We start from the raw sequence: 26852 nt of genomic DNA, 5'->3' as shown, positions 1-26852 counted from the left end.
AGACGGGACCCTGACTCAACCCCGACCCGCGTACATCCGCGCGATGACGTCCTCGATGTCGGGCTCCCGCACCGACAGGTCCAGGAGCGGGTACCGGGCCGCCACCTCCGCCACCAGCGGCGCCGCCGAGGCCCGTGCGGGGAAGGCCAGCCACTGTCGGGGCCCGTCCACCTTCACCACCCGCGCCCCCGCGATCTCGATCGGCGCGATCTCCGCCTCCAGGTCGACCACCAGGGTCCGCTCGCCCGCCCCTTCCGGTCCCGCCTCGTGCAGCCCGCCGAGCGGGCCGTCGTACATGAGCCGACCGTGGTCGATGACCATCACCCGCTCGCAGAGCTGCTCGATGTCCTGGAGGTCGTGGGTCGTGAGGAGGACCGTGGTGCCGAGTTCCTCGTTGAGCTGCCGCAAGAAGCCCCGCACCTTCGCCTTGCTGACCACGTCGAGCCCGATCGTCGGCTCGTCCAGGTAGAGCACCTCCGGATCGTGCAGCAGCGCCGCCGCGATGTCGCCGCGCATCCGCTGCCCCAGCGACAGCTGCCGTACCGGTACGTCGAGCAGTTCGCCGAGGTCGAGCCGGTCTACGCACCGCTCCAGGTTCTCCGCGTAGCGGGCCGCCGGGATCCGGTACATCCGGCGCATCAGCCCGTACGAGTCCTTCAGCGGCAGGTCCCACCACAGCGTGGTGCGCTGCCCGAACACCACTCCGATCCGGTGCGCGAGGCGCATCCGCTCCCGCGCGGGGTCGATGCCGGCGACGCGCAGCCGGCCGCCGCTCGGGGTGAGGATGCCGGTCAGCATCTTGATGGTGGTGGACTTGCCGGCGCCGTTGGGCCCGATGTAGCCGACCATTTCGCCCCGCGCGACCTCGAAGCTGATTCCGTCCACGGCCCGGACCTGCCGCTTCTCCCGTCGGATCCAGTTGACGCGGCGGCGCACGTCGAAGACCTTCTCGACGCCGTCCAGTGCGATCAGTGCTTCTGCCATCAGCCCTCAACTCCCCGTGCTGCGGTACGAACGGACACCCGCGCGCCACGCCAGCGACGCGGGCAGGAACACCAGGAAGGCCACCAGCGGGCTGACGAACGCCGCCCACTGCGGCAGTCCGAGCGGATCGGGCCGGCCCAGCACGTACAGGGCGGGCAGCCAGTTGACGAAGGCGAGCGGCACGATGAAGGTGACCCCGCGCAGCAGGTCCTTCGCGAAGACCGTCGGCGGGTACTGGAGCATCGTGCAGCCGCCGTACGTGAAGGAGTTCTGCACCTCCGCCGCGTCCCCGGCGGCGAACTGGAAGGCGGCCCCGGCCACCATCACGGCTCCGAAGATCCCCGCGCCGGCCAGGATCATCACGGGGACCAGCAGGACCTTCCCGACCGTCCAGTCCACGTCCAGCGCCGAGACGGCCCAGGTCAGCACGCCGAGGCCCTGCACGATCCGGCCGAGGCGGCGCAGGGCGAACCGGTCGGCCGCGACCTGCGCGAGCACCGGGACCGGCCGCACCAGCATGGTGTCGAGGGAGCCGTCGCGGATCCGGGACCCGATCCGGTCGGTGTTGCCGAGGAGCAGGTCGGCCAGGCCCAGTGAGGCCGAGCAGGATCCGTAGAGCAGTGCGATCTCGGGCAGCGTGAACCCGCCGAGCGCGTCCACGTGCGAGAACATGATCGCGATGGCGGCGAAGTCGAGCAGGGTGATCGCCGCGTTCCCGAAGGTCGCGAGGAAGAACGACGTCCGGTACGTCATGGTCGAGCGGATCCACATCGTGACGATCAGCCCGTAGCCGCGCAGCCCCTCCCACGCGCGGTTGCGGACCGGCCCGTCGAACCCCACGGGCCCGCCGGCGCCCGCGTCCGTGCCGGGACCCTCCTCGACGGCCACTCCCGTCACCTCAGCCACCCTGGACCACCACCTTCCGCGTCGCCGCCGTCTGCGCCAGCCGGCCCGCGCCGAGCAGGACCAGCGCCCATCCGGCCTGGAAGCCCAGCGCCCGTACCGCTCCCCCGGCCCCGCTGTGCGTGCCGAGCAGGACGTCGAGCGGGACCTGGAGCATCGCCGCCCACGGCAGGACCCGCACCACGTCCCCGAATTCGCCGGGGAACACCGTCAGGGGCAGCACCATCCCCGAGAAGAAGATGGTCACGACGGTGGCCATCAGGTTGATCCCGGTGCCGTCCATCAGCCAGAACGCGGCCAGCCCGAGGAGGAACCGCACCGCGAAGCTGACGGTCAGCCCGAGCGCGACGGACACCAGGAACAGCAGCCAGCGCGCCGGGTCGACGGGCAGTGCCAGCGGGAAGGCGAGTGCTCCCGCGACCAGCGGTACCGCGCCGCGCCCCAGGAGTTGGAAGGCTGCCCTGCCGAGGTCGGAGGCGAGCCACCACAGCTGGAGGTCCGCCGGCCGGTACAGGTCGACTGCGATGTCGCCCGTGCGGACCCGTTCCTGGAACTCCTCCTGGAACCCGCCGCCGATGAGCGCCCCGGCCGCGAGCAGGGACTGGCTCACCCAGACGAAGGTGAGGGCCTGGGCCTGGTCGTAGCCGCCGAGGCCCGGCCGTTCGTCCCAGAGGGCGATGTACGTGTACGCGACGATGAAACCGAACACGGTGTTGGTGAACACCCCTGCGGCCGTCGCCGTTCCGTAGGCCGCGTAGCGCCGGAAGCCGCCCGCCGCGACGGCCCCGTAGAGCAGCGCTCTCTGACGCACCGTATCCCTCCGTTTTCCACGTCGTTCCTACGTCGGCCAAAGCGCGCGAGCTTAGTGCGGAGGGGCGAGCCACGCGACCGATTTATGCCCGTCCGGCGCGGATGCACCGGCCATCGGGTAGACACCATGAGGTACGGATGTGGATATTTCGCACAGCCCCGAGGAGTCCCGGCGATGAGCGACCAGTCACCACCACCGGGCTGGACGCCTCGCGATCCGGACACCCCCGGGGGCACGCCGGCGGAGCCCGTCGTCGAACGCGCTCCCCGTAAGGGTGGTGCCGGCGGACGGCCCGCCGCCAAGGGCGGCCGCAAGCGCGCCGGTTGGCGTCGTGCACTGCCGACCTGGCGCATGCTGCTGGGCGGTCTCGTGCTGCTCGGGCTGCTGTTGGGCGGCGCCCTGGTGGCCGGGTACCTGCTGGTCGACATCCCGCCGGCGAACGCGGCCGCCACCGCGCAGTCCAACGTGTACCTGTACTCGGACGGGTCGCAGTTGGCCCGTGACGGCGAGGTCAACCGGGTCAACGTGCCCCTCTCGCAGGTGCCGCTGACGGTCCAGGAGGCCGTACTGGCGGCCGAGGACCGGGACTTCCACTCCGAGCGGGCGGTGGATCCGAAGGCGATGGTCCGCGCCGCCTGGAACACCGTCACCGGGAAGGGCAAGCAGTCCGGCTCGACGATCACCCAGCAGTACGTCAAGAACTACTACCTGGGCCAGGAACAGACGGTGAACCGGAAGGTCAAGGAGTTCTTCATCGCGATCAAGCTCGGCCGGGAGAAGTCGAAGGACTACATCCTGGAGGGCTACCTGAACACCAGCTACTTCGGCCGCAACGCCTACGGGATCCAGGCCGCCTCCCAGGCCTACTACGGCAAGGACGTCACCCGGCTGACCACCGCCGAGGGCGCCTACCTGGCCACCCTGCTGAACTCCCCCAGCGCCTTCGACGTCGTCGCGCACCCCCGCAGCCGGGACCGCGCCGTCGCCCGCTGGAACTACGTGCTCGACGGCATGGTGAAGAAGGAGTGGATGGACCCGGCGGAGCGGGCCGCCGCTCGGTTCCCCGAGCCGGGCAAGCTCCGTCCGGCGTCCGGCCTGTCGGGCCAGCGCGGGTACCTGGTGGAGGCCGTCAAGGACTACATCACCGAGCGCGGGATCCTGGACGACAAGACCCTCGCGGAGGGCGGTTACCGGATCACCACGACGATCGACAAGCGCCGTCAGACCGCGTTCGTCGACGCCGTACGGACCGAGATGGTGGACGAACTCGACCCGGCGGCGCGGCCGGCGGACCGTCCGGTGCGGGCGGGCGGGGCGTCCATCGATCCGGCCACCGGCAAGGTAGTGGCCCTGTACGGCGGCATCGACTACACGAAGCAGTACGTGAACAACGCGACCCGGCACGACTACCAGGTGGCCTCCACCTTCAAGCCGTTCGTGTTCGCGGCCGCCGTGGAGAACGACTCCCGGACCCAGGAAGGCCGTCGCATCACGCCGAACACGCTCTACGACGGCGACAACAAGCGCCCGGTGGTCGGCGGCCGGATCCGCTTCGCCCCCGAGAACGAGGGGCAGGTGTCCTACGGGAACATCACCGTCAACACGGCGACCGACCTCTCCGTCAACACCGTGTACGCGCAGATGGCGGTGGACGTCGGCGGGGAAAAGGTCAAGCGGACGGCGATCGCCCTGGGCATCCCGGAGAGCACCCCGAACTTCGACGCGGGCCCGGCCATCGCCCTCGGCACCATGCAGGCGAGCGTCCTGGACATGACGCAGGCGTACGCGACCCTCGCCGACCACGGCCGGCGCACCCCGTACACCTTCCTGGAGAAGATCACGAAGGGCGGGGACACCATCGGGCTCCCCGACCGCACCCCGGAGCAGGTCATCAGCCGGGAGGCCGCCGATACGACGACGTCCATGCTGGTCAGCGTCGTCGACAACGGCACCGGTACGGCCGCCCTGGCGGCGGGCCACCCGGCCGCGGGCAAGACCGGCACGGCCGAACTGGACCGCTCGGCGTGGTTCGCGGCGTACACCCCGGACCTGGTCACGGTGGTGTCGATGATGGGCCAGGACCCGGACACGGGCACGCTCCAGTCCCTCTACGGGGCGTTGGGCGAGCGGCGCATCGGGGGCGGCGGCTATCCGGCGCGGATCTGGGCGGCCTACACGAAGGCGGCCCTGGAGGCCTCGGACCCCGTGGACTTCGACCTCGAACTCCAGCGGGGCGCCTCCCGGCCCCAGCAGCCGGACGTCCCGCAACCCCCGCCCGACTTCCCCGAGGACCCGGCCACCCCGCCGACGGGCGGGCAGACGGACGGCGGCCCCGACGACGGCGGTCGGACGGACGGCGGCCGGACGCAAGGGGGCCGGACCGACGGGGGGCAGACCCAGGGAGGCCGCACCGACGGCGGTCGGACGGACGGCGGGCAGACCCAGGGAGGCCAGACCAACGGCGGCCGGACCGACGGCGGGCAGACCCAGGGAGGCCAGACCAACGGCGGCCAGGACCAAGGGGGTCGGACCGACGGCGGGCAGACCGACGGCGGCCGGACGGACGGAGGCGCGACCGACGCCGGCCGGAACGCCGGCGGCGACACCCAGGGCGGCGTCTTCGGCCGCCGGCCCCCGGCCGACTACCTCGAATGAGACCCGGTCGGGGCCCGTACGGGCCCCGACCGGTCCCACCCGGGTTCCGGCCGGCTCAGTGACCGGAGGTGGCCTTCAGCCCGACCACGGCGACCAGCAGCAGGCAGATGAAGAAGATCCGGGCGGCGGTGACGGGTTCCCCGAGCACCGCCATGCCGAGCACCGCGGCGCCGGCCGCGCCGATGCCCACCCACACCCCGTACGCGGTACCGATGGGCAGGGTCTTGGCGGCGTAGGACAACAGCACCATGCTGGCGACGATGCCGGCGCCGGTGAACACGGACGGCCACAACCGGGTGAAGCCCTCGGTGAATTTCATGCCGATCGACCAGCCGACTTCGAGCAGACCGGCGACGAGAAGAAGAACCCAGGCCATGACAGGCACCTCCGGGACGAGACGGGAACGGGGTGCGTCGTCTTTGCGTCCTGCAACCCGGTACGGCGCGTCTCGTCGGGGGTTCCCCTCCACCGTAGCAAAGGGACGGCACGAAGGGCCGGTGACCTCGGCCACCGGCCCTCAGGGGTGTCGCGGGGTGGAACGCGGGGCCCGGCGGAGATCCTGCGGGGATCCGCCGGAGACCCGCCGGATCAGAGGTAGAGCCCGGTGGAGTCCTTGGACCCCTCCAGCCGCTCCGCGGCCACGGCGTGCAGGTCCCGCTCGCGCATCAGGACGTACGTCGCCCCGCGCACCTCGACCTCGGCCCGGTCCTCCGGGTCGTACAGCACCCGGTCGCCCGGCTCCACGCTCCGTACGTTCTGCCCGACCGCGACCACCTCGGCCCAGGCGAGCCTCTTGCCCACGGCCGCCGTCGCCGGGATCAGGATGCCGCCGCCGGAGCGGCGTTCGCCCTCGGGCAGGTCGGACTTCACGAGCACGCGGTCGTGCAGCATGCGAATGGGCAGCTTGTCGTGGGTGGTGTTCTCGCTCACGCCCCGAACCTACCCGCCGCCGCCCGCCCCGTCCGCCGGTGGGTGCTCAACGCTTGCGACGCGCCGAGACCACGAGGAGTCCGACCACGCCGACGGCCAGCAGCGCCACGGGCACGATCCGCTCGAGGCGCGGCGCCCCGTCCTCGTGGCGCAGGCCGTCCTTGGCGTCGGTGACGAGCCGGTTGACGGCGACGAAGGCCCGACCGGCGGTGTGGTCGACCGTCGAGGCGACCCTCGCCTTCGCGTCCCCGATGATCGTCTTCGGGTGCATGCGCACGCCGATCTCGTCGAGCGTCTCGGCGAGCTGCTCGCGGCGACGGACGATGTCCGCCTCGATCTGAGCGGGGGTCCTGGCTTCCGGCACCGCGCTGCCTCCGTCGTTGTGTCGTCGTGTCGTCTGTGGCGTGATCCACCATGGACAGTCTGTCAGCTCCGTCAGCTTAGGCTCATGACGTACCGATCCCCTCCCGAGGAGACTGTTGAGATGAGCGAGCGACTCCAGCCGGGCGACACCGCCCCCGCCTTCACCCTGCCCGACGCGGACGGCAACGAGGTCTCGCTGGCCGACCACAAGGGCCGCAAGGTGATCGTGTACTTCTACCCCGCGGCCCTGACGCCGGGCTGCACCAAGCAGGCCTGCGACTTCACCGACAACCTGGACGCCCTGGCCACCGCCGGGTACGACGTCATCGGCGTCTCCCCCGACAAGCCGGAGAAGCTCGCCAAGTTCCGCGAGCAGGAGAACCTCAAGGTCACCCTGGTCGGGGACCCGGAGAAGAAGACCCTGACGGCGTACGGCGCCTTCGGCGAGAAGAAGCTGTACGGCAAGACGGTGACCGGGGTCATCCGTTCCACGGTCGTCGTGGACGAGGAGGGCAAGGTCGCGCACGCCTTCTACAACGTGAAGGCGACCGGCCACTTAGCGAAGATCATCAAGGACCTGGGCATCTGACCCGCCCCACCCCTTCGCCGCAGCGGCCCGCACCCAACCGGTGCGGGCCGCTCCGTTCATCGGACCGAATGCCCCGCAACCTTCCGACTTCCGACCCGCTACTCCGTACGAGGGCCGCACGCGCGGCCGGGGAACGGACGGGGCCGGACACATGCCGATCAGCCCTTACGCGAAGGAACATCAACGGCGACCGGAGCGACGACCGCCTCGAGGATCTGCGGCTGCCGCGCCCCAACCGCCATGCAATCACCGGCACATGGTGCCGGGGAGGGCGCCGCCGACAGGCTCGATGATTCTTGCCGGCACTCCTCGGTCGTCTGCCGCTATCATGGCAGGCGGCTAGCGGTGGTGGCGCAGTGGTGACGCAGCAGACTTAGGATCTGTGGCCCGTGAAACGGCTTGAGGGTTCGAATCCCTTCCGCCGCACGATAACGGCCTGCGAATCGAAGACATGATTCGCAGGCCGTTTGCATGTCGGCGTCAGCCCAGCAGCTCCCGGATCACCGGGACCAGGGCCCGGAAGGCCAGGCCGCGGTGGGAGATGGCGTTCTTCTCCGCCGCCGTCAGTTCCGCGCAGGTGCGCGACTCGCCCAGGGGCTGGAGGATCGGGTCGTAGCCGAAGCCGCCGCCGCCCTCGGGGGCGTGCCGCAGGGTGCCGAGCAGCCGGCCCTCGACGACGCGTTCGGTGCCGTCCGGCAGGGCCAGGGCCGCCGCGCAGAAGAAGTGGGCGCCGCGGTGTTCGTCGGCGATGTCGCCGAGCTGGGCGAGCAGCAGGTCGAGGTTGGCCTTGTCGTCGCCGTGGGAGCCGGCCCAGCGGGCGGAGAAGATGCCGGGCGCGCCGTTCAGGACGTCGACGCACAGGCCCGAGTCGTCGGCGACGGCCGGCAGGCCGGTGGCGCGGGCGAGGGCGTGGGCCTTGAGGAGGGCGTTCTCGGCGAAGGTGACGCCGGTCTCCTTGACGTCCGGGATGTCGGGGTACGCGTCCGCGCCGACCAGCTCGTGCGGCAGGCCGGCGTCGGACAGGATGGCGCGGAGTTCGGTGACTTTGCCCGCGTTGCGGGTGGCCAGGATCAGGCGGCTGGGCGTCGAGGTCATGCCCTCATTATTCCGGGCCGCCGGACGGCTCAGCCCGGGGTGCAGACCTTGGAGATCTCCGAGGCGGCGTCGGCGACCGGCTTGATGTCCGGGTTGACGTTGCCGCTCTCCAGGGAGGTGCGGACGTTCTCCACGGCCGTGGTCATCGAGTCGATGGCCTTGCCCAGGTCGGCGTTCTCCGTCTGGTCGCCGATCTTCTTCAGGCTCGCGTCGATCGAGTTCAGCGCGTTCTGGGCGTCCTGCGGGCTGTTGCCGGCCTGCGAGACCGCCTGCTGGAGGTCGTTGGCGCTGTCCGCGATGGCCACCGCCGTGTTGGCGCAGTCCATCGCGGTGGATATCGCGTCGCAGGAGGTCAGGGCCGGGACGGTGAGCGCGGCGGCCAACGCCACGGCGGCAATGCGGAACTTCGGCTTCATTTCGGGGTCCCCCCACGGCTCGGATATGTGGACGGGCGCACGGCTGTGACACCGTGCGCCCGTACTTGCTCGGACGCGGCTGCACGCCCGGTGGTTCTTGCGCGGGCTACGGGGCCTGCAGTTCCAGCGCGCCCAGCTGGAGGGCTTCCAGGTCGGCGCAGCCGCCGGTGGCGAGGTCGAGGAGGGCGTTGAGTTCCTTGCGGTCGAAGGGCTCGCCCTCGGCGGTGCCCTGGACCTCGACGAAGCGGCCGTCGCCGGTGCAGACGACGTTCATGTCGGTCTCGGCGCGGACGTCCTCCTCGTAGCAGAGGTCGAGGAGCGGGACGCCGTCGACGATGCCGACGCTGACGGCGGCGACGGTGCCGGTGAGCGGCTTGCGGCCGGCCTTGATCAGCTTCTTCTTCTGACCCCAGGCGACGGCGTCCGCGAGGGCGACGTAGGCGCCGGTGATGGCGGCGGTGCGGGTGCCGCCGTCTGCCTGGAGGACGTCGCAGTCCAGGACGATGGTGTTCTCGCCGAGGGCCTTGTAGTCGATGACCGCGCGCAGCGAGCGACCGATGAGGCGGGAGATCTCGTGGGTGCGGCCGCCGATCTTGCCGCGGACGGATTCGCGGTCGCCGCGGGTGTTGGTGGAGCGCGGCAGCATCGAGTACTCGGAGGTGACCCAGCCTTCGCCGCTGCCCTTGCGCCAGCGCGGGACGCCTTCGGTGAAGGAGGCGGTGCAGAAGACCTTGGTGTCACCGAAGGAGATGAGGACGGAGCCCTCGGCGTGCTTGCTCCATCCGCGTTCGATGGTGACCGGGCGGAGCTGTTCGGGCGTGCGGCCGTCGATGCGAGACATGGCTGTGAGCCTAGTCGGTGCGGGGATGCGAGAGGACCCCGTCCGGGTCGGTCCGGGACGGGGTCCTGTCGTACGTACGGCGGCCGTACGGCGGCGCCGTCGAGCGGCGTGCGGTGCGCCGGGGAGCCGGGTGGGCTCAGCTCACATCATGTCTTCGATGTCGGCGGCGATCGGGTCGGCGTCGGTGCCGATGACGACCTGGATCGCGGTGCCCATCTTGACGACGCCGTGCGCGCCCGCGGCCTTCAGGGCGGCCTCGTCGACCTTGCTCGGGTCGATGACCTCGGTGCGCAGGCGGGTGATGCAGCCCTCGACCTCTTCGATGTTCTCGATGCCGCCGAGCCCGGCGACGATCTTCTCAGCCTTGGTGGCCATGTGTTTCTCCCTGAGTGGTTCGAAGAACGAGTCTCGGCGGCCGTAACCAGCGTCGTCCGCTTCGTCACGGTAACTCACGGTTGGCCTATCTACACGGGCGCGTGCCCTGTAGCTGCCGAATGATGACCATCAGCAGCAGCCTGCCCACCAACTGGTCTACACCAGTGTGCCGCAAGTGTTGCGACTGCCAAAAACGGGCCGGGTCAGGGAGGACGCGATGAGCGCCAGCAGTGCCGCGACGGTGCCACAGCCGAAGTGGTGGAACGGCTTGTTCCAGGGCCTGCAGAAGATGGGACGGAGCCTCCAGCTCCCGATCGCCGTCCTCCCCGCGGCGGGCATCCTGAACCGGCTCGGCCAGAACGACGTCTTCGGCAAGGACGGCCTCGGCTGGACCGACGTCGCCAAGGTGATGGCGAGCGCGGGCGGCGCCCTCCTCAACGCCGACCTCGGACTCCCCCTCCTCTTCTGCGTCGGCGTCGCGATCGGCATGGCCAAGAAGGCGGACGGCTCCACCGCCCTCGCGGCGGTCGTGGGCTTCCTCGTGTACCGCAGCGTGCTGCGCGTCTTCCCCGACGGCTGCCCCGAGGGGACGAAGGACATCGGGGGCGGCTGCCTGGGGCCGGACGACACCTTCGCCGAGTACAGCTTCCAGAACCCCGGGGTGTTCGGCGGCATCATCATGGGCCTGCTGGCCGCCTGGTTCTGGCAGCGCTACCACCGGGTGAAGCTGGTCGACTGGCTGGGCTTCTTCAACGGCCGCCGGCTCGTCCCGATCGTCATGACCTTCGTCGCCATCGGGTTCGCCGTCCTGTGCCTGTGGATCTGGCCGCCCATCGGCAGCGCGCTGGAGAGCTTCTCCGACTGGCTGGTGGGGCTCGGCTCCTGGGGCGCCGGCATCTTCGGCCTCGCGAACCGCGCACTGCTGGTGATCGGCCTGCACCAGTTCCTGAACGTGCCGGTGTGGTTCCAGTTCGGCAGCTTCACCACGGCGGACGGACAGGTCGTCCACGGCGACATCCCGATGTTCCTGAACGGCGACCCGAGCGCGGGGCAGTTCCTGTCCGGGTTCTTCCCCATCATGATGTTCGCCCTCCCGGCCGCGGCCCTGGCCATCACCCACTGCGCGAAGCCGCTGCGCCGCAAGGAGGTCGGCGGCCTGATGCTGTCGGTGGGCCTGACCTCGTTCGTCACGGGCATCACGGAACCGCTGGAGTACTCCTTCCTCTTCGTGGCGCCGGCGCTGTACGCGATCCACGCGGTGCTGACGGGCGCGTCGATGGCGGTGACGTGGGCGCTGGGGGTGCACGACGGCTTCAGCTTCTCCGCCGGCCTGATCGACTACGTCATCAACTGGGGCCTGGCGACGAAGCCCTGGATGATCATTCCGATCGGCCTGTGCTTCGCCGTCATCTACTACGCCGTCTTCCGGTTCGCCATCACCAAGTTCGACATCCCGACGCCGGGGCGCGAGTCGGACGAGGAGATCGCGGCCATGCAGGCGGAGAACACCAAGGCGTAGCCAAGCCGTTATCGAGGCGCGGCCGACCGGTCGGGCCCTTCGACCCGGCCCGTGAAGGCCCTCGGATCCCAGGATCCGGGGGCCTTCGCCATGTCCGGAAGCCCGCGGTTCCGGATAGCGGACCGACTCGGGGCGCGTGTGGCGTAGGCCACTGGAAATTGAAGGTTCCTTATCTAACCCTCACCGTGTTACAACTGGTCTACACCACCCATTGGTGTAGACCACGCGTGGCTCGTTCCGGCCCCCGCGGTCCCCCTTTCCGAGACGTCGCCAACCCCCTTTTCTTGCCCTGGCAGCGCCTTGTCCACTGGAGGAAGTCCATGTCCACAGCCACCGCTGCTGCGGAAAAGAAGAAGGGCGCTGGCGTGATGGCCGTCATGCAGCGCATCGGCCGGAGCCTCATGCTCCCCGTTGCCGTGCTGCCTGCCGGCGCGCTCCTGCTCCGCCTGGGCGCGGACGACATGCTCGGCGACAAGGACGTCTTCCCGACGTTCATCCTCAAGATCGCCGGGTACATGGCCGCCGGTGGTGGCGCGATCCTCGACAACATGGCGCTGCTGTTCGCCGTCGGCATCGCGATCGGCTTCGCGAAGAAGTCGGACGGCTCGACCGCCCTCGCCGCGGTCACCGGCTACCTCGTCTTCAAGGCGGTGCTCGCCACCTTCACCGACAGCAACCTGCCCCAGGTCGCCAAGGTCGTCGGCGGGAAGATCGTCAACGTCGACGCCCCGGTCAACGCCGGCGTGCTCGGCGGTGTCGTGATGGGTGTCATCACCGCGCTGCTCTACCAGAAGTTCTACCGGACCAAGCTGCCGGACTGGGCGGGCTTCTTCGGCGGCCGCCGCCTCGTCCCGATCCTCTCCGCCCTCGCGGGTCTCGTCACCGGCATCGTCTTCGGTCTGATCTGGCCGGTGCTCGGCACGGGCCTGCACAACTTCGGTGAGTGGCTGACCGGTTCGGGCGCCGTCGGCGCGGGCATCTTCGGTGTCGCCAACCGCGCGCTGATCCCGATCGGCATGCACCACCTGCTGAACTCCTTCCCGTGGTTCCAGGCCGGCTCCTTCGACACCCCGACCGGCGCCGTCCACGGCGACATCGGCCGCTTCCTCGCCGGTGACCCGACCGCCGGACAGTTCATGACCGGCTTCTTCCCGATCATGATGTTCGCCCTCCCGGCGGCCTGCCTCGCGATCGTCCACTGCGCCCGCCCCGAGCGCCGCAAGGTCGTCGGCGGCATGATGTTCTCCCTCGCGCTCACCTCCTTCGTCACGGGTGTGACCGAGCCGATCGAGTTCACCTTCATGTTCATCGCCCCGGTGCTGTACGCGATCCACGCGGTGCTGACCGGTGTCTCCCTCGCCCTCACCTGGGCCCTGGGCATGCGGGACGGCTTCGGCTTCTCCGCCGGCCTCGTCGACTTCCTGCTGAACCTGGGCATCGCGGAGAAGCCGTGGATGCTGGCGGGCGTCGGCCTCTGCTTCGCGGCGGTCTACTACTTCGTCTTCCGCTTCGCGATCACCAAGTTCAACCTCCCGACGCCGGGCCGCGAGTCCGACGAGGAGCTCGTCGAGCTGCAGAAGGCCGAGGCCAAGTAAGCAGCCCGCACCACGCGACGAAGCCCCCGCTCTCCCGGAAGGGAGGGCGGGGGCTTCGTCATGCGGAGGTCGTCACGCGGAGGTCGTCACGCGGTGGTCCTTCGTCCTGTCGCGGCTTCCCGCAACCGCTCTCAGACCTCGTAGACCGCGCCCGCGTACGCGAGGTCGACCCGCCCGTCGTAGACCGCGCGGGCGTCGGCGAGGTTCTGCTCCGCGTCCGTCCACGGCGGGATGTGCGTCAGGACCAGCCGGCCGACCCGCCCCGCGCTCGCGTACTGCCCGGCCTCGCGGCCGTTGAGGTGGAGGTCGGGGATGTCCTCCTTGCCGTGCGTGAAGGAGGCCTCGCACAGGAACAGGTCGACGCCCTCGGCCAGCGCGCCGAGCTCGGGGCAGACCCCGGTGTCCCCGGAGTACGCCAGCGACCGCCCCTGGTGCTCGATCCGGATCGCGTACGACTCCACCGGGTGGCAGACCTTCTCGGTGCGCACGGTGAACGGCCCGATCTCGAAGACGGCCGACTTCAGCGTCCGGAAGTCGAAGACCTCGCTCATCGAGCTCGCGTCGGGAACGTCCTCGTAGGCGGTGGTCAGGCGCTGCTCGGTGCCCTGGGGGCCGTAGACGGGGATGGTGCCGCAGCGGCCGCCCTCGTGGCGGTAGTAGCGGGCGACGAAGTACGCGCACATGTCGATGCAGTGGTCGGCGTGCAGATGGCTCAGGAAGATCGCGTCGAGGTCGTAGAGACCGCAGTGCCGCTGGAGGGCGCCGAGCGAGCCGTTGCCCATGTCGAGGAGCAGCCGGAAGCCGTCGGCCTCGACGAGGTAGCTCGAACAGGCCGATTCCGCGGACGGGAACGACCCCGAGCAGCCGACGACGGTGAGCTTCATGGAGCGTGAACCTCCGTGGACGGTCCGTGGACGGAATGCGGGCCGTGCGTGGGTCGAGCGTAAGGCGCGAAACCTCAGGTCGCTCCTCCACGGCAGGCCGTTGTGGGGGGAATCACCTGTCCTGTCACCCGGGGGAGCGACGGCGGGTACGGGCGTTGCCGCGCCGGGCGCCCCGTGCGCGACTACGGTCGGAACATGGACACGTCCTGGTGGCCCGCGCTCGCGGCGGTGGTCGCCGTGGCGCTGGTGGTGCTGCTGCCGCGGCGGGTCCTGGACGCCCGCGACGGGACGCCGACGACTCCGCCGCACGGGCCGGGGCCGCCCCCACGGGTGCGGGCCGGCGAGCTGTGGTGCCTGGCGGACGGCAGGTCCTGCCTGGTCCTGGCCGTACGGACGCACCGGGAGCGGGCCCGGATAGCGTGGATCACCGGGAAGTACGACGACCGTCGGCCCGGGGTGATCCCGCTGCCGCCCGGGGTGGTGGGTCGGCAGGGCCGGGGCGGTTTCCTGGAGGCGGACCGGCCGGCGGAGGTCTCGTTGTGGGAGTTCCGCACCCGGCTGGGAACCCTGGACCCGACCGTGTGGGACGAGGTCAAGGGACTCGGTGGTGGTGCGGGGTGATCCGGTTGCGGCGCGTCTACGATCCCCCGGACCCGGAGGCGGACGGCGTACGGGTCCTCGTGGACCGGCTCTGGCCGCGCGGCCTGTCGAAGTCGGCCGCCGGGGTCGACGAGTGGCCCCGGCCGCTGACCCCGTCGGCGGACCTGCGCAAGTGGTTCCACGCCGGGGGCTCCCCGGAGGAGTTCCGGCAGCGCTACGAGGCGGAGCTGGGCGTGCCCGGCGCGGTCGCGGAACTGGAGCGGCTGCGGGAGCTGGCCCGGGCGGGGCCCCTCACCCTGCTGACCGCGGTCCGGGATCCGGCGACGAGCCACGCCGCCGTCCTCGCCGAACTGCTGGCGGACGCCCCCTGACCCCGCCGGACGGCGGGGCGGGGGCCTCGGTCAGGCCCAGAGCTGGCCCTGGAGGACCTCGATGGCCTCCTCCGTCGTGGCCGCCGTGTAGACGCCCGTCGACAGGTACTTCCAGCCGCCGTCGGCGACGACGAACACGATGTCGGCGCTCTCCCCCGCGGCGAGGGCCTTGCGGCCGACGCCGATGGCCGCGTGCAGGGCGGCTCCGGTGGAGACGCCCGCGAAGATGCCCTCCTCGCGCAGCAGGTCCCGGGTGCGGGTGACGGCGTCCGCGGAGCCCACCGAGAAGCGGGTGGTGAGCACGGAGGCGTCGTACAGCTCGGGCACGAAGCCCTCGTCGAGGTTGCGCAGGCCGTAGACGACGTCGTCGTACCGGGGCTCGGCCGCGACGATCTTGACGCCTTCGACGTGTTCGCGCAGGTAGCGGCCGACACCCATCAGGGTGCCGGTGGTGCCCAGGCCCGCCACGAAGTGCGTGATGGACGGGAGGTCGGCGAGGATCTCCGGGCCCGTGGTCGCGTAGTGCGCGCCGGCGTTGTCCGGGTTGCCGTACTGGTAGAGCATCACCCAGTCCGGGTGCTCCACGGCCAGTTCCTTGGCCACCCGGACCGCGGTGTTCGAGCCGCCGGCCGCCGGCGACGAGACGATCTCGGCTCCCCACATCGCGAGAAGGTCGCGCCGCTCCTGCGAGGTGTTCTCCGGCATCACGCACACGATCCGGTAGCCCTTGAGCTTCGCGGCCATCGCCAGGGAGATGCCCGTGTTGCCGGAGGTGGGCTCCAGGATGGTGCAGCCGGGGAAGAGGCGGCCGTCCTTCTCCGCCTGCTCGACCATGTGGAGCGCGGGGCGGTCCTTGATCGAGCCGGTCGGGTTGCGGTCCTCCAGCTTCGCCCAGATCCGCACGTCGGCGGAGGGCGAGAGCCGGGGCAGCCGGACCAGCGGCGTGTTGCCGACGGCCGCGAGCGGGGAGTCGTAGCGCATTACTTCGAGCCGCCGGCCACGGCCGGGAGGATGGTGACGCTGTCGCCGTCCTTGAGCGCGGTGGAGATGCCGTCGAGGAAGCGGACGTCCTCGTCGTTGAGGTAGACGTTCACGAAGCGGCGCAGCTGACCACCGGCGGCCTGGTCGACGATGCGCTCCTCGATGCCCTTGTGCCGCGTCTCCAGGTCCGCGAACAGCTCGGACAGGGTCGCGCCCTCACCGTTCACGGCCTTCTCGCCGTCGGTGTAGGTGCGGAGGATGGTGGGGATGCGGACCTCGATGGCCATGGCAGGCTCCAGTGTCGTGAAGGGCGTAAAACCGTAAGAACGTGAAGGCGCGCGGTTCTTGCGCCCCCGCGCGGGAGGGCTGGATCGCTCAGCCGGCCGGACAGATGGCGCTGGCGAGACGGCACAGGTCGACGTGCAGCCGCGCCACGAGCAGCGGCCCGCCGGGCGTCTCGATGCTCACGTCGTGGGAAACCATGCGGTCATGTTAACGATTCCCGGTCCCCCGTTTGGAGTGTGATCCCGCATCGTGGACCGCATCAGCTCACATACTGGTCAGTAGCCTGCTACGACCTGCACTTCTTCCTCGGTGATCACGCCGTCGACGATCCGGTACGAGCGGAACTGGAACTCGCCGAGGCCGTCCTGGTCGGCCGTGGAGACCAGCACGTAGTGGGCGTTCGGCTCGTTCGCGTACGTCACGTCGGTGCGCGAGGGGTAGGCCTCGGTGGCGGTGTGCGAGTGGTAGACGATCACGGGTTCCTCGTCGCGGTCGTCCAGCTCCCGGTAGAGCTTCAGGAGGTCCTTCGAGTCGAACTCGTAGAACGTGGGCGAGCGGGCCGCGTTGAGCATCGGGACGAAGCGCTCGGGGCGCCCGGTGTCCGCCGGACCGGCCACGACACCGCACGCCTCGTCGGGGTGGTCCTTGCGGGCGTGCTCGACGATCCGGTCGTACAGGTCCTGGGTGAGGGTCAGCATGAGCGACAGGATAGACAGAAGGGCCCTCCCGTACCGAGGCGTGGTACGGAAGGGCCCGAATGTCGGACGGAGTGCCGCGGGGACACGGGTCCCGGCCGGGACGGCGGCCGGGAAGGTCCGGTCCCCGCGGGGTCAGGAGACCTTGTTGAAGGCCGCGCCGCGCGGGTTGCGGGACTTCAGCACCAGGTAGGAGACGCCGAGGATCAGACCCCAGAGCGGGGCGCAGTACAGCGAGACGCGGGAGTCCTTGTCGATGCCCATCATCACGATGACCATCCCGATGAACAGCAGCGCGAACCAGCTGGTCCAGGGGGCGCCGGGGGCGCGGAAGGTGGACTGGGGCAGCTCGCCCCGGTCGGCCTTGGCGCGGTAGCGGATCTGGCAGACCAGGATCATGATCCAGGCCCACATGCCGGAGATGGTGGCGAAGGAGACGACGTAGTCGAAGGCCTTGCCCGGGGCGACGTAGTTGATCCAGACGCCCACCAGCATCAGCGCGGCGGAGAAGGTCGTGCCGAGCAGCGGGGTGCCGTTCTTCGTCAGCTTGGTGAAGAACCTCGGGCCCTGCCCGTTGAGCGCGAGGTCGCGCAGCATGCGACCGGTGGAGTACATGCCCGAGTTGCAGGAGGACAGGGCCGCGGTCAGGACGACGAAGTTGACGATCGCGGCGCCGATGCCCAGGCCCATGCGCTCGAAGGCGGCGACGAAGGGCGAGACGCCCGGCTGGAAGTGCGTCCACGGCACGACCGACAGGATCATGATGAGCGCGCCGACGTAGAAGACGGCGATGCGCCACGGCACGGTGTTGATGGCCTTCGGCAGGGTCTTCTCGGGGTCCTTGGACTCGCCGGCGGTGACGCCGACCAGCTCGACCGCGAGGAAGGCGAACATCACGATCTGGAGGGTCATCAGCGTGCCGCCGATGCCCTTGGGGAAGAACCCGCCGTCGTTCCACAGGTTGGAGACGGACGCGGTCGCCGCGGCGTCGGAGAAGCCGATGGTCAGGATGCCGGCGCAGATCAGGATCATGCCGACGATGGCGGTGACCTTGACCATGGAGAACCAGAACTCCAGCTCACCGAAGAGCTTCACGGAGATCAGGTTGGCGCCGTAGAGGATGACCGTGAAGATCAGCGCGAACGCCCATTGCGGGAAGCTGTCGTCGGTCCAGTAGGCCATGTACTTCGCGGCGGCGGTGACCTCGGTGATGCCGGTGACCACCCAGAAGAGCCAGTACGTCCAGCCGGTCGCATAGCCCCAGAACGGGCCCAGGAACTCGCGGGCGTAGTCCGAGAAGGAACCGGACACGGGGCGGTACATGAGCAGTTCGCCCAGGGCCCGCATGATGAAGAAGATGACCAGGCCCGCGATGGCGTAGGCCAGGATCAGGCTCGGTCCGGCTTTGGAGATCGCCTTGCCCGCCCCGAGGAACAGGCCGGTGCCGATGGCTCCGCCGATCGCGATCATCTGGATCTGGCGGGCCCCGAGTGCGCGGTGATACCCCTCGCCCTCGCCCTGATCGCCCTCGCCGGGCGTCCTGTCGTGCTGCTCGACCTGCACAGAGGTCATGTCTGGTGCGCCTTTCTCCACGCCGACCCGCGCCTTCATCGGCTGCGGATCGGGTCCTCGATCCCCCCGGATACGGATGGAGTTGCACGCCGGCGGTCAGCCGGTTCAAGCAGGCCTCGGAACAGGGGTGGCGTCCCTTCGGCAGTCGTGAAGATTTATCACGGGCTTACGGGAACGGGAGGGGAGGAAGTGTGGCGGAAGGCATAAAAAAATCGGGGCATAGGCCCCGATGGCGATCAGATCACCGCATGGCGGTGATCTGATCGTTATCCGGATTTGAGCGTCCGCTGAGCGAACATGATCTCGATCAGTCGATCATCGGATGAGCGTTTCGATCAACGTTTCCTGGAGGCCGCCGAGCCACAGGTAGGCCATCACCATCGGCTTGCGCGGGTCCTCGTCCGGCAGCCGGAACAGGATGGCGCTCTCGTCGTCCTCGGTGATGTCGAGCCGGGCGGCGATCGTCAACCGCAGGTCGTTGAGGGCGCCGAGCCAACGGTGCGGCAGCTCGCCCGTCAGCTCCAGGACGGCCGCCCCGTCACCGGCGGGGGTGAGCCCGTCCAGGCTGCGCACGACGGCCAGCGCGTCCTCCCGCTTGCGGGTGCGCAGGTCGTTCTCGGTGAAGCGGCGGAACTCCGAGGAGCGGGCCCGCAGCTCCTCCGGGTCGTCCTTCGGTCCCGCGCCGGGACCCCCGTAGGCATCGGGGAAGAGCCGGGCCAGGGCCGGGTCGGACGGGGGCTCGCTCGGGCCGTCGGAGGCGAAGAGCACGGCCAGCGGGTCCGCGTCGGCGGCGGGCTCGGGCTCGCCGGGGCCGATCAGCTCCAGCAGTTGGACCGCGAGCGAGCGCAGGATGGAGATCTCGATCTCGTCCAGCGCGACGGCGGCCCCGGGGCCGCCCTTCAAGGGCTCGAACACGCCGCCCATCAGTTGCGGTCCTGCGAGAGGGTCGCCCAGAGCCCGTAGCCGTGCATGGCCTGCACGTCGCGCTCCATCTCCTCGCGGGAGCCGCTGGAGACGACCGCCCTGCCCTTGTGGTGGACGTCCATCATCAGCTTGGTCGCCTTGTCCTTCGGGTAGCCGAAGTACGCCTGGAACACGTACGTCACGTAGCTCATGAGGTTGACCGGGTCGTTGTGCACCAGGGTCACCCAGGGGACGTCGGGTTCGGGGACCGCGTAGGTCTCTCGGGCCGATTCGGTGCGTTCGATCTCAACGGGAGCAACACTCACTTGTCCCATGCTGCCACTGCCGGGGGGCGGTCGCACAAACGGACCCCCACATCTCGTCACTTTGACGAGATGTGCGCTAGCATCCGTGACATGAACCCTGCGGACCTGGGCCTGCCGGTGGACGTGCCGTCGACAGCGCTCTTCACGGACCATTACGAGCTCACGATGCTGCAGGCCGCCCTGGCCAACGGCACGGCGGACCGCCGTTCGGTCTTCGAGGTCTTCACCCGACGGCTGCCCGAGGGGCGCCGCTACGGAGTGGTGGCGGGGACCGGGCGCGTGCTCGACGCCGTCGAGAACTTCCGCTTCGACGGCGCGGTGCTGGAGTTCCTGCGGGAGCGCGCCGTCGTCGACATGAGGACGCTCGACTGGCTGGCCTCGTACCGCTTCTCGGGTGACATCTGGGGCTACCCGGAGGGCGAGACCTACTTCCCCGGCTCGCCGGTCCTGCGCGTCGAGGGCAGCTTCGCCGAGTGCGTGCTGCTGGAGACCGTCATCCTGTCGATCCTCAACCACGACTCGGCCATCGCGGCGGCCGCCTCCCGGATGTCCTCGGCGGCGGGCGGGCGCCCGCTGATCGAGATGGGCGCCCGGCGCACCCACGAGCTGGCGGCGGTCGCCGCCTCCCGGGCCGCGTACGTCGGCGGATTCACCTCGACCTCGGACCTGGCTGCCGGCTTCCGGTACGGCATCCCGACGGTCGGCACCAGCGCGCACGCCTTCACCCTGGTCCACGACAGCGAGCGGGACGCCTTCACGGCCCAGGTCGCCTCGCTGGGCAGCGGGACGACCCTGCTCGTGGACACGTACGACGTCGCGGAAGCGGTGCGCACGGCAGTGGAGGTCGCCGGCACGGACCTCGGCGCGGTCCGGATCGACTCCGGGGACCTGCTGCTCGTCGCCCACCGGGTGCGCCAGCAGCTGGACGAGCTGGGGGCGACCTCGACGCGGATCGTCGTCACCTCCGACCTCGACGAGTACGCCATCGCCTCGCTGGCGGCGGCGCCGGTGGACGCGTACGGGGTCGGCACCCAGCTGGTCACCGGCAGCGGGCACCCGACCTGCTCGATGGTCTACAAGCTGGTGGCGCGGGCCGCCTCCGCCGACCCGAAGGCGCCGCTGGTCCCCGTCGCGAAGAAGTCCTCGGGCGGCAAGACCTCCCTCGGCGGCCGCAAGTGGGCGGCCCGCCGGGTGGACGCGGACGGCGTCGCCGAGGCGGAGGTCATCGGGACCGGCCCGGTCCCGGCCGCGCTCGCCGGCCACCAGCTGCTGACCCAGCTGGTCAAGGGGGGCGAGGTGGTGGCCCGGGAGTCGCTGGAGACGGTGCGCGAGCGCCACGCGGCGGCCCGGCGACGGCTCCCGCTGTCGGCGACGCAGCTCTCGCGGGGCGAGGCGGTCATCCCGACCGAGTACGTGTGACCGCGGCCGGGGCCGGCGGATCCGCCGCGGGCCCCGGGTTCGGGGAGGGGCGGGGTGGGGCAAGAGCCCCCGCAGGGCCCCGCCGCACCACCCACCCACCGATCCGAAGGACACGCGACATGCACCGCGCACTGATCGTCGTCGACGTACAGAACGACTTCTGCGAAGGCGGCAGCCTCGCGGTCCCGGGCGGGGCCGACGTCGCCGCCGCGATCACCGAGCTCATCGGCCAGAGCACGCCCGGCTACCGGCACGTCGTCGCCACCCGCGACCACCACGTCGACCCGGGCGCGCACTTCGCGCGGCCCCCGGCCGTCCCGGACTACGAGACCTCCTGGCCGGTGCACTGCGTCGCCGGGACCGAGGGCGTCGGGTTCCACCCGAACTTCGCGCCGGCCGTGGCCTCGGGCGCCGTCGCCGCCGTCTTCGACAAGGGCGCGTACGAGGCCGCCTACAGCGGCTTCGAGGGCGCCGACGAGAACGGGGTGACCCTCGCCCGGTGGCTGCGGGACCGGGAGGTCACCGAGGTCGACGTGGTCGGCATCGCCACCGACCACTGCGTCAAGGCCACCGCCCTCGACTCGGCCCGCGCCGGCTTCACCACGCGCGTCCTGCTCGACCTGACGGCCGCCGTGGCCCCCCACACCACCGCGAAGGCCCTGGAGGAGCTCCGCGGCGCCGGCGTCACCCTGGTCGGCGACCGGGCCGCCTGAGGCCCGGCGGGGGCCGCGCGGGGGGCTACGTGCCGCCCAGCAGGGCCCGGATCGGGTGCCAGAGTTCCGCCGCGCGGTCGGGGGCGCAGCGCCACAGGAGGCCGTCGGGGTGGTGCAGGACGGCCGTGACCTCGTCCGGGGTCGGCGGCTGGGCGTTGCCCCGCAGGTAGACCGCCCGCATCCCGAGGTTCCGCAGCCTGGTCAGGGCGCGGGCCCGGTTCGCGGCGTGCACCAGCACGCGGACATTTCCACCTTCACCGGACGGCCTGGGCAGCGTCAGGGCCACCACCACACTGCCTCCGGGCAATCTGACGAAACCTCCACCGGGCATGCTTTTCATCTCCCCCGTCAATAAGAAACTCGCACCACGCATCTAAACGCGATCGGCCGCCGCCCGCTAGAGGGCGACGGCCGATCACGCTTTGACCTGCGGTTTTACCGAATCACTTGCTGGAGGGTCCGACCTCGATCGTCATTTCGGTGCCCTCGTAGGACTCCTTGAGGATCTTGATCTTGGTGTTGGTGTCAGTGACCTTCACCGAGCCGGTCGGGTTCTCGTCGTAGTAGTACTTGCCCTTGCGGTCGTCGAAGACGAGGTTGGTCGGCTTCGGCTTCAGGAAGAGCGACTCACCGTTCTTGTGAAGGGTGAAGGCGTCCGTCGAGTACGCGCTGAAGGTGGCGTCGTACGGCTGGATCTTGTTCCGCAGCAGGGTGCCGTCCGACCACTTCATCGGCTTGGCGTTGGCGTCGATCGGAAGGATCAGGCCCTGGCCGGGGTGCTGGCTGGTGTTGTTGTCCTTCTGGGAGGTGTCCCAGAGCCAGATCAGCAGGCCGTCCTGGTACGGGTAGTGCTCGACCCAGTCGGGACGGGTGTTGGCGTGGCCGAAGTTGTACGGGCCGACCTTGAGGGTCTGGTCGTACGACACGTAGCGGCGGTTCTCGGCCAGGTAGTACTGCGCGTACTCCTTGGTGAAGCCGGCGCCGATCCGCGAGAAGCCCTTGCCCGTCCAGCCGTTGTCGCCGTTCTCGGCGCCGTCGGTGAACAGCGGGGAGCCGTCCGCGGTGAGGGTGACGGCATCGGCCGTGAAGCCCTTGCCGCCCGCGCCGCCGTCCGTCTGGTAGCGGAAGCGGACGTCGACCTTCTTGCCCGCGTAGGCGTCCAGCGGGAAGTTCAGCGACTTCCAGGCACCCGAGACACCGGTCAGCGAGGGGCTGCCGGCCGCGTCGACCGGGAGGGCCGCGCCGTCGGCGGTGCCGGCGAGGGCGGTCCAGTTGGCGCCGCCGTCCGTGGACACCTCGGTGTAGAGGTAGTCGTAGTCGGCCTCGATGTCCCACCAGCCCTTGAGGGACAGGGCGGCGGAGGACTTGCCGGTCAGGTCGACCGAGCGCGTCAGGGTGTTCTTGAGGTCGTCACCCATGTTGCTCCACCACTGCGAGGAGCCCTCGGCGGGAGCGACGATGTCGGTCTTGACCTGCTTCTTCGGCAGCTCGACGACCAGCGCCTGCTTGTCCTTCGTGTTGTACGCGGAGACGCCCAGCTTGTGGGTGGACTTCGTCGCGGCCTTCGCCTGGTCGAAGTTCAGCCAGCCCAGCTGGAGCTTGTCCCAGGCCGTCATGTCGCCCGGGAGGTCGCCTATGGACTCCTTGCCGGTGCCGAGCCAGGAGCCCGCCGACATCAGGGACCAGAAGCCGACGCCGTTCTCGCCGCCACCGGAGGTGTCGTAGAGGTCCGGGAGGCCGAGGTCGTGGCCGTACTCGTGCGCGAAGACGCCGAGGCCGCCGTTCTCGGGCTGCATCGTGTAGTCGCCGACCCAGATGCCCGTGTCGCCGATCTGCGTGCCACCGGCCTTGTTGCCCTCGGGGCCGGTCTTGCCCGCGCTGGTGCCGTAGGCGTACCAGCGGTGCGCCCACAGGGCGTTGGTGCCCTGCGCGCCGCCGCCGGCCGACTCGTCCTCACCGGCGTGGACGACCTGGAAGTGGTCGATGTAGCCGTCGGACTCGTTGAAGTTGCCGTCGCCGTCGAAGTCGTAGCGGTCCCACTGGTCGTACTGGGCCAGCTGCGCCTTGATCTGCGCGTCGGTCTTCCCGGCCTTCTTCTGCGCCTCGGTCCACGCCAGGACGCCGTCCTTGACGGTGTCCCACACGTTGGAGCAGTTGGTCTGACCGCAGTAGTTCGAGCCGTAGCGGGCCTCGTTGTACGGGATCTTGACCCAGTCGGCGACCTCGCCCTCGACCGAGTAACGGCCCGAGGAGGTCTTCTCGTAGTAGGTCTTCAGCGAGTTCTTGCCCTGGCCGGTACCGAAGTACAGGTCCTGGAAGTAGGAACGGCTGAAGTCCTTGCGCCACGCGGTGCTGTTGTCCTGCGCGCGGTCCGGCTGGGCGATCTGGTTGTGCAGCGGACCGGGGGTGCCGCCGTACTTGGGGGCCGGCGGCTTCGGGCCCTCCGGACCGTCCGGGTCGTGCATGGTCGTGTTGTCGACCTGGTCACCGAACTCGACGAGGATCGTGAAGATCTTGTCGGTCTTCTCGCGGCCGAGCTCGACGTACTTCTTGTCGTCGAGCTTCACGACCTTGGAGGCGCCGCGCTGCTCGATGCCCTTCTTGCCCGACAGCACCTGGTCAAGGGCCGCCTCGCGCTGCTGCGCCTGCTGCTTGCTGAACGGGCCTTCGAGGTCGTGCTTGACCTTCTCCTTGGACGGAGCGGTCGGGTCCTGGTGGTCGGCCGCGGGTGCGCCGCCCCAACTGGAGTCGGCGGTGGCCGTGGTGAAGAAAGCGCCGGAAGCTGCGGTCGCGGCCATCGTCACGCCGACGGCGGCGGCACGCAGCGCGCGCTTCCTTGCGGAGTTGCTGGTCACTTGATGTCGTTCCCCTCCCGCGGCCGCAACGTAGGTCGGAACGTCTCCATAGGAGCGGGGGGTTCCGCGCGGCGCGCGTCTCAAGTGACGACATTTGACCGGAGAGTCGAAAGAAAAGACAGACCTTGACTTGTTCCTTACAACTGCACTATGCGGTCAGTCAGTTCCGCTATTCGGACGTTCCGCAGCCTTACGGGTCCTTCCGGGGCGAAGGACCCGCCGCCCCCGCCCCCTCGAAGACTCCTCGAAGACCGGTCGAGAACCCCTCGGGATCGGCCCGTCGATGAGCCGTGTGCGCCCCCCGTGCTCCGATACCGGGGGTGGGGCAACGCTTATCGGCCGGTCGGCTCGGGCATCCCGTCAGGGAGTCACTTGACACGCGCACCTGTCGAGCCCGAGCCCCCTCCCCCGCTCCGAGGACGGAAAACGCCATGCCGCGACCGACTGCCGCACAGCTCGCCTACGGCTCCGCCACCGTCATCGTGTCGACGATCGCCATGCTCCTGCTCTCGCAGACGAGCACGGGGATCGGGGTGGCCGTCATCTCCGCCGCCGCGCTCGCCCTCGGGCTGCTGGTCGCGCTGACGGTGCCCGCGCCGCGCCGCCGCGGCCGGCACGCCGCCCCGACCGGCCGTCAGGACGCCCCGGAGGGGGCCTCCCCGGCCGCCGGTGCCGCGAGGGCCGACGCGGAACACCCCGTACACCACTGATCCCCCGCGCCACCGGGCCCGGCCGCCACCGGGCCCGGACACACGGGTGCGGGCGACCGCCCCCCTTCCGGGGACGGCCGCCCGCGACGGGTCGACCGGATCAGGTCGTCGATCTGACCACCACGGTCTTGGCGACCTTGTCGTGCAGGCCCTGCTTGTACGGCTTGTCGATGAGCATCGACACGATCAGGGCGAGCGGCCACAGGCACAGGCAGCAGACCAGCGTCGGGATCCACAGCAGCGCGGCCCGGCTCAGCGCGGCGTTGGAGGGGGGCACGCTGCCGTCGTTGAGCATCGCGGTGCGCAGGCCCAGCGCCTTCTTGCCGAGGGTCTGGCCGTTCTTCTTGGTGAACCACCAGTCGTAGCCGACGTACGCGATGATCGAGATCAGCGTCCACACCAGGCCGGTACCGCTGTAGGAGCGGGTGATGATCTCGGTCGCGTCCTCGCCGCGGTTCGAGTCGACCATGTACCGGCGCGTGTTGAACGGGAGCTGGATCAGGTAGAGCGGAATCCCGACGATGAGCACGTCGATGACGCGCGCCGCGAGCCGCTTGCCGAAGTCGGCGAGCGGCGGCATCCCGGCGAGCGGATCGGGCATGCCGTGGCCGCCTCCACCGCCGTACGGGTCGCCGCCGGCTCCGTACGGGGGCGGCGGGGGCGGGTACCCGCCGCCCGGGCCGCCGGGGGGCGGCGGAGGGGGGTACCCGCCGCCACCGGGGGGCGGGCCGTACGGCGAGCCACCCGACGGGGGCGTCGGTTCCTGGGGCTTCTTGAGGAACGGGTCGTCCTCGGGCGGCTGGCCCGGCGGCGGCTGGTCGGTGCTCATGGCCCGAGTCGAACCCGGGCCCGTCCGACTCGCAACGGGGCCGCGTCCGTTCGGGGTAGGGACTGCGCCTACCGCGCTACGTAGGTGCCCGCCGCCCTGTCGTGCCAGGCCTGGCGGCGGGTCCGGTCGAAGAGGCCGCGCAGACTGCCCGGCAGCCCGAGGAGGGCGCCCACGAGCCAGCGGCGCAGGGCCGCGCCGAAGGTGGGCGGGCGCAGGGTGGCGACGGCCAGGACGCGGACGCCGAACAGCTTCTTGCCCGGCGTACGGCCCCAGCGGGCGGTGGGCAGCACCTCGTAGAACAGCCCGAAGAGCAGTACGGCGGCCAGCAGGAGGCACCCGTAGCCGGCGGTGGTGGCGTCGAGCAGCCACACGGTGGTGGTGTGCCCGCTCCCCCGGGCGGCATCGACCTTGGCCTGGAGGTGGTCCGTCACCCGGGGCACCAGCGGCACGGCGGCACCGGCCGCGAAGGCGGCGAGGACGACGGAATCCAGGGCGCGGGCCAGGGTGCGGCGGACCAGCCCGGCGGGGCGTACGGCCCGCTCGGCCATGCGCTCGAAGACGGCCCGGGTCGTGGCCGGCGCGGGCGGCCGCGGCGGGTTCTCCGGGAGGGTGGGGCGGCGCCGGGGCGCGGGC

Annotated in this window: 31 protein-coding genes, 1 tRNA gene, 1 pseudogene and 1 riboswitch; of the genes and pseudogenes, 11 read left to right on the top strand and 22 right to left on the bottom strand. The window is 70.4% G+C overall.

The genetic code is table 11. The features are described 5' to 3' along the window. Positions 1-15: 15 nt before the first annotated feature. Genes NOD94_RS25800 through NOD94_RS25790 form a run of 3 tightly spaced genes read right to left on the bottom strand, consistent with a single transcriptional unit; the run spans position 16 to position 2698 of the window. Positions 16-984 (bottom strand): ATP-binding cassette domain-containing protein, encoded by a 969-nt coding sequence (locus NOD94_RS25800; RefSeq protein WP_281208491.1) that lies wholly within the window; start codon positions 982-984, stop codon positions 16-18. A 6-nt stretch (positions 985-990) separates the two neighbouring features. After that, positions 991-1824 carry an ABC transporter permease gene (locus NOD94_RS25795; protein ID WP_281208502.1) on the bottom strand — a complete coding sequence of 278 codons (834 nt, stop codon included), beginning with the start codon at positions 1822-1824 and terminating at the stop codon, positions 991-993. A gap of 58 nt (positions 1825-1882) precedes the next feature. Beyond that, positions 1883-2698 carry an ABC-2 family transporter protein gene (locus NOD94_RS25790; protein ID WP_281208490.1) on the bottom strand — a complete coding sequence of 272 codons (816 nt, stop codon included), beginning with the start codon at positions 2696-2698 and terminating at the stop codon, positions 1883-1885. Between the two features lie 174 nt (positions 2699-2872). Between NOD94_RS25790 and NOD94_RS25785 the strand changes: the two genes are divergently transcribed. Then, entirely contained in the window at positions 2873-5353 is a 2481-nt protein-coding gene (locus NOD94_RS25785) for a transglycosylase domain-containing protein (protein ID WP_281208489.1), read from the top strand. A gap of 55 nt (positions 5354-5408) precedes the next feature. On the opposite strand, the gene NOD94_RS25780 is transcribed toward NOD94_RS25785, so the two are convergent. The 3 genes from NOD94_RS25780 to NOD94_RS25770 form a co-directional block, all read right to left on the bottom strand. Then, positions 5409-5729, bottom strand: coding sequence for a multidrug efflux SMR transporter (locus NOD94_RS25780; protein WP_030158619.1), 321 nt, complete (start codon positions 5727-5729; stop codon positions 5409-5411). 31 nt (positions 5730-5760) lie between these two features. Continuing rightward, positions 5761-5839, bottom strand: a riboswitch (guanidine-III (ykkC-III) riboswitch). Between the two features lie 102 nt (positions 5840-5941). Then, positions 5942-6283, bottom strand: a complete 342-nt coding sequence (locus NOD94_RS25775) for a co-chaperone GroES (RefSeq protein WP_030239046.1) — start codon at positions 6281-6283, stop codon at positions 5942-5944. Positions 6284-6329: 46 nt separating this feature from the next. Continuing rightward, entirely contained in the window at positions 6330-6647 is a 318-nt protein-coding gene (locus tag NOD94_RS25770; RefSeq protein ID WP_281208488.1) for a DUF3618 domain-containing protein, read from the bottom strand. A 120-nt stretch (positions 6648-6767) separates the two neighbouring features. Between NOD94_RS25770 and bcp the strand changes: the two genes are divergently transcribed. From bcp to NOD94_RS25755, 3 genes and pseudogenes are all read left to right on the top strand, one after another. Beyond that, a complete protein-coding gene (gene bcp, locus NOD94_RS25765; RefSeq protein WP_281208487.1) occupies positions 6768-7235 on the top strand; it encodes a thioredoxin-dependent thiol peroxidase in 468 nt (155 codons plus the stop codon). A gap of 176 nt (positions 7236-7411) precedes the next feature. Next, positions 7412-7528, top strand: a pseudogene (locus NOD94_RS25760) (HNH endonuclease); the annotation flags it as partial. A 49-nt stretch (positions 7529-7577) separates the two neighbouring features. Further along, a tRNA-Leu gene (locus NOD94_RS25755) sits at positions 7578-7661 on the top strand. A gap of 54 nt (positions 7662-7715) precedes the next feature. Here the strand turns inward: NOD94_RS25755 and rdgB are convergent. The 4 genes from rdgB to NOD94_RS25735 all read right to left on the bottom strand — a co-directional run bounded on the left by rdgB (position 7716) and on the right by NOD94_RS25735 (position 10040). Further along, positions 7716-8330: an RdgB/HAM1 family non-canonical purine NTP pyrophosphatase gene (gene rdgB / locus NOD94_RS25750; protein ID WP_281208486.1), complete on the bottom strand. Its 615-nt coding sequence runs from the start codon at positions 8328-8330 to the stop codon at positions 7716-7718. 29 nt (positions 8331-8359) lie between these two features. Further along, on the bottom strand, positions 8360-8746 hold the full coding sequence (locus tag NOD94_RS25745; protein ID WP_281208485.1) for a hypothetical protein: 387 nt from the start codon (positions 8744-8746) through the stop codon (positions 8360-8362). Between the two features lie 106 nt (positions 8747-8852). Beyond that, entirely contained in the window at positions 8853-9587 is a 735-nt protein-coding gene (rph, locus tag NOD94_RS25740; protein ID WP_281208484.1) for a ribonuclease PH, read from the bottom strand. Positions 9588-9728: 141 nt separating this feature from the next. Further along, complete coding sequence (locus NOD94_RS25735; protein WP_281208483.1) at positions 9729-10040, bottom strand: PTS glucose/sucrose transporter subunit IIB; 312 nt, start codon at positions 10038-10040, stop codon at positions 9729-9731. A 139-nt stretch (positions 10041-10179) separates the two neighbouring features. Here NOD94_RS25735 and NOD94_RS25730 point away from each other — a divergent pair, with 139 nt between their 5' ends. Both NOD94_RS25730 and NOD94_RS25725 read left to right on the top strand, forming a co-directional pair. Further along, on the top strand, positions 10180-11481 hold the full coding sequence (locus NOD94_RS25730; RefSeq protein ID WP_281208482.1) for a PTS transporter subunit EIIC: 1302 nt from the start codon (positions 10180-10182) through the stop codon (positions 11479-11481). 320 nt (positions 11482-11801) lie between these two features. Continuing rightward, a complete protein-coding gene (locus NOD94_RS25725) occupies positions 11802-13076 on the top strand; it encodes a PTS transporter subunit EIIC (protein WP_281208481.1) in 1275 nt (424 codons plus the stop codon). A gap of 131 nt (positions 13077-13207) precedes the next feature. Here NOD94_RS25725 and NOD94_RS25720 read toward each other — a convergent pair whose 3' ends face one another. Continuing rightward, on the bottom strand, positions 13208-13960 hold the full coding sequence (locus tag NOD94_RS25720) for an MBL fold metallo-hydrolase (protein ID WP_281208480.1): 753 nt from the start codon (positions 13958-13960) through the stop codon (positions 13208-13210). Between the two features lie 195 nt (positions 13961-14155). On the opposite strand from NOD94_RS25720, the gene NOD94_RS25715 reads away from it, so the two are divergent. Then, positions 14156-14581, top strand: coding sequence for a hypothetical protein (locus tag NOD94_RS25715; RefSeq protein WP_281208479.1), 426 nt, complete (start codon positions 14156-14158; stop codon positions 14579-14581). Beyond that, on the top strand, positions 14578-14931 hold the full coding sequence (locus NOD94_RS25710) for a DUF488 family protein (RefSeq protein ID WP_281208478.1): 354 nt from the start codon (positions 14578-14580) through the stop codon (positions 14929-14931). Before NOD94_RS25715 ends, NOD94_RS25710 begins: the two co-directional genes overlap by 4 nt. 30 nt (positions 14932-14961) lie before the next feature. Here NOD94_RS25710 and NOD94_RS25705 read toward each other — a convergent pair whose 3' ends face one another. The 7 genes from NOD94_RS25705 to clpS form a co-directional block, all read right to left on the bottom strand. Next, positions 14962-15912 carry a cysteine synthase gene (locus NOD94_RS25705; RefSeq protein WP_281208477.1) on the bottom strand — a complete coding sequence of 317 codons (951 nt, stop codon included), beginning with the start codon at positions 15910-15912 and terminating at the stop codon, positions 14962-14964. Continuing rightward, the gene (locus NOD94_RS25700) at positions 15912-16199 is read right to left on the bottom strand and encodes a MoaD/ThiS family protein (protein WP_281208476.1); all 288 of its coding nucleotides are present in this window, start codon (positions 16197-16199) and stop codon (positions 15912-15914) included. The genes NOD94_RS25705 and NOD94_RS25700 overlap by 1 nt, the downstream gene beginning before the upstream one ends. 88 nt (positions 16200-16287) lie before the next feature. Continuing rightward, positions 16288-16395 (bottom strand): putative leader peptide, encoded by a 108-nt coding sequence (locus tag NOD94_RS41460; RefSeq protein WP_319193595.1) that lies wholly within the window; start codon positions 16393-16395, stop codon positions 16288-16290. Positions 16396-16472: 77 nt separating this feature from the next. Continuing rightward, positions 16473-16895, bottom strand: coding sequence for a M67 family metallopeptidase (locus tag NOD94_RS25695; RefSeq protein WP_281208475.1), 423 nt, complete (start codon positions 16893-16895; stop codon positions 16473-16475). 132 nt (positions 16896-17027) lie between these two features. After that, positions 17028-18464: an amino acid permease gene (locus tag NOD94_RS25690; RefSeq protein WP_281208474.1), complete on the bottom strand. Its 1437-nt coding sequence runs from the start codon at positions 18462-18464 to the stop codon at positions 17028-17030. A gap of 315 nt (positions 18465-18779) precedes the next feature. After that, positions 18780-19388 (bottom strand): DUF2017 domain-containing protein, encoded by a 609-nt coding sequence (locus NOD94_RS25685; protein WP_281208473.1) that lies wholly within the window; start codon positions 19386-19388, stop codon positions 18780-18782. Beyond that, a complete protein-coding gene (gene clpS / locus NOD94_RS25680; RefSeq protein ID WP_281208472.1) occupies positions 19388-19702 on the bottom strand; it encodes an ATP-dependent Clp protease adapter ClpS in 315 nt (104 codons plus the stop codon). The genes NOD94_RS25685 and clpS overlap by 1 nt, the downstream gene beginning before the upstream one ends. An 81-nt stretch (positions 19703-19783) precedes the next feature. Here clpS and NOD94_RS25675 point away from each other — a divergent pair, with 81 nt between their 5' ends. Together NOD94_RS25675 and NOD94_RS25670 are read left to right on the top strand one after the other, a co-directional pair. Next, positions 19784-21112, top strand: a complete 1329-nt coding sequence (locus NOD94_RS25675) for a nicotinate phosphoribosyltransferase (RefSeq protein WP_281208471.1) — start codon at positions 19784-19786, stop codon at positions 21110-21112. A gap of 119 nt (positions 21113-21231) precedes the next feature. After that, positions 21232-21825 carry an isochorismatase family protein gene (locus tag NOD94_RS25670; protein WP_281208470.1) on the top strand — a complete coding sequence of 198 codons (594 nt, stop codon included), beginning with the start codon at positions 21232-21234 and terminating at the stop codon, positions 21823-21825. 25 nt (positions 21826-21850) lie between these two features. Here the strand turns inward: NOD94_RS25670 and NOD94_RS25665 are convergent, their stop codons facing one another. Together NOD94_RS25665 and NOD94_RS25660 are read right to left on the bottom strand one after the other, a co-directional pair. Continuing rightward, on the bottom strand, positions 21851-22156 hold the full coding sequence (locus NOD94_RS25665; RefSeq protein ID WP_281208469.1) for a hypothetical protein: 306 nt from the start codon (positions 22154-22156) through the stop codon (positions 21851-21853). Between the two features lie 112 nt (positions 22157-22268). After that, entirely contained in the window at positions 22269-24623 is a 2355-nt protein-coding gene (locus NOD94_RS25660) for an immune inhibitor A domain-containing protein (RefSeq protein ID WP_281208501.1), read from the bottom strand. Between the two features lie 488 nt (positions 24624-25111). On the opposite strand from NOD94_RS25660, the gene NOD94_RS25655 reads away from it, so the two are divergent. Continuing rightward, on the top strand, positions 25112-25390 hold the full coding sequence (locus NOD94_RS25655) for a hypothetical protein (RefSeq protein WP_281208468.1): 279 nt from the start codon (positions 25112-25114) through the stop codon (positions 25388-25390). Between the two features lie 100 nt (positions 25391-25490). On the opposite strand, the gene NOD94_RS25650 is transcribed toward NOD94_RS25655, so the two are convergent. Continuing rightward, the gene (locus NOD94_RS25650) at positions 25491-26219 is read right to left on the bottom strand and encodes an RDD family protein (protein ID WP_281208467.1); all 729 of its coding nucleotides are present in this window, start codon (positions 26217-26219) and stop codon (positions 25491-25493) included. Positions 26220-26287: 68 nt separating this feature from the next. Next, a partial coding sequence (locus NOD94_RS25645; protein WP_281208466.1) for an RDD family protein occupies positions 26288-26852 on the bottom strand: 565 nt, incomplete at its 5' end.

Source organism: Streptomyces sp. Isolate_45, assembly GCF_024721315.2.
GTDB lineage: Bacteria > Actinomycetota > Actinomycetes > Streptomycetales > Streptomycetaceae > Streptomyces.
The sequence above is the reverse complement of the archived record's forward strand: the minus strand, read 5'-3'. Positions and strand labels throughout refer to the sequence as shown.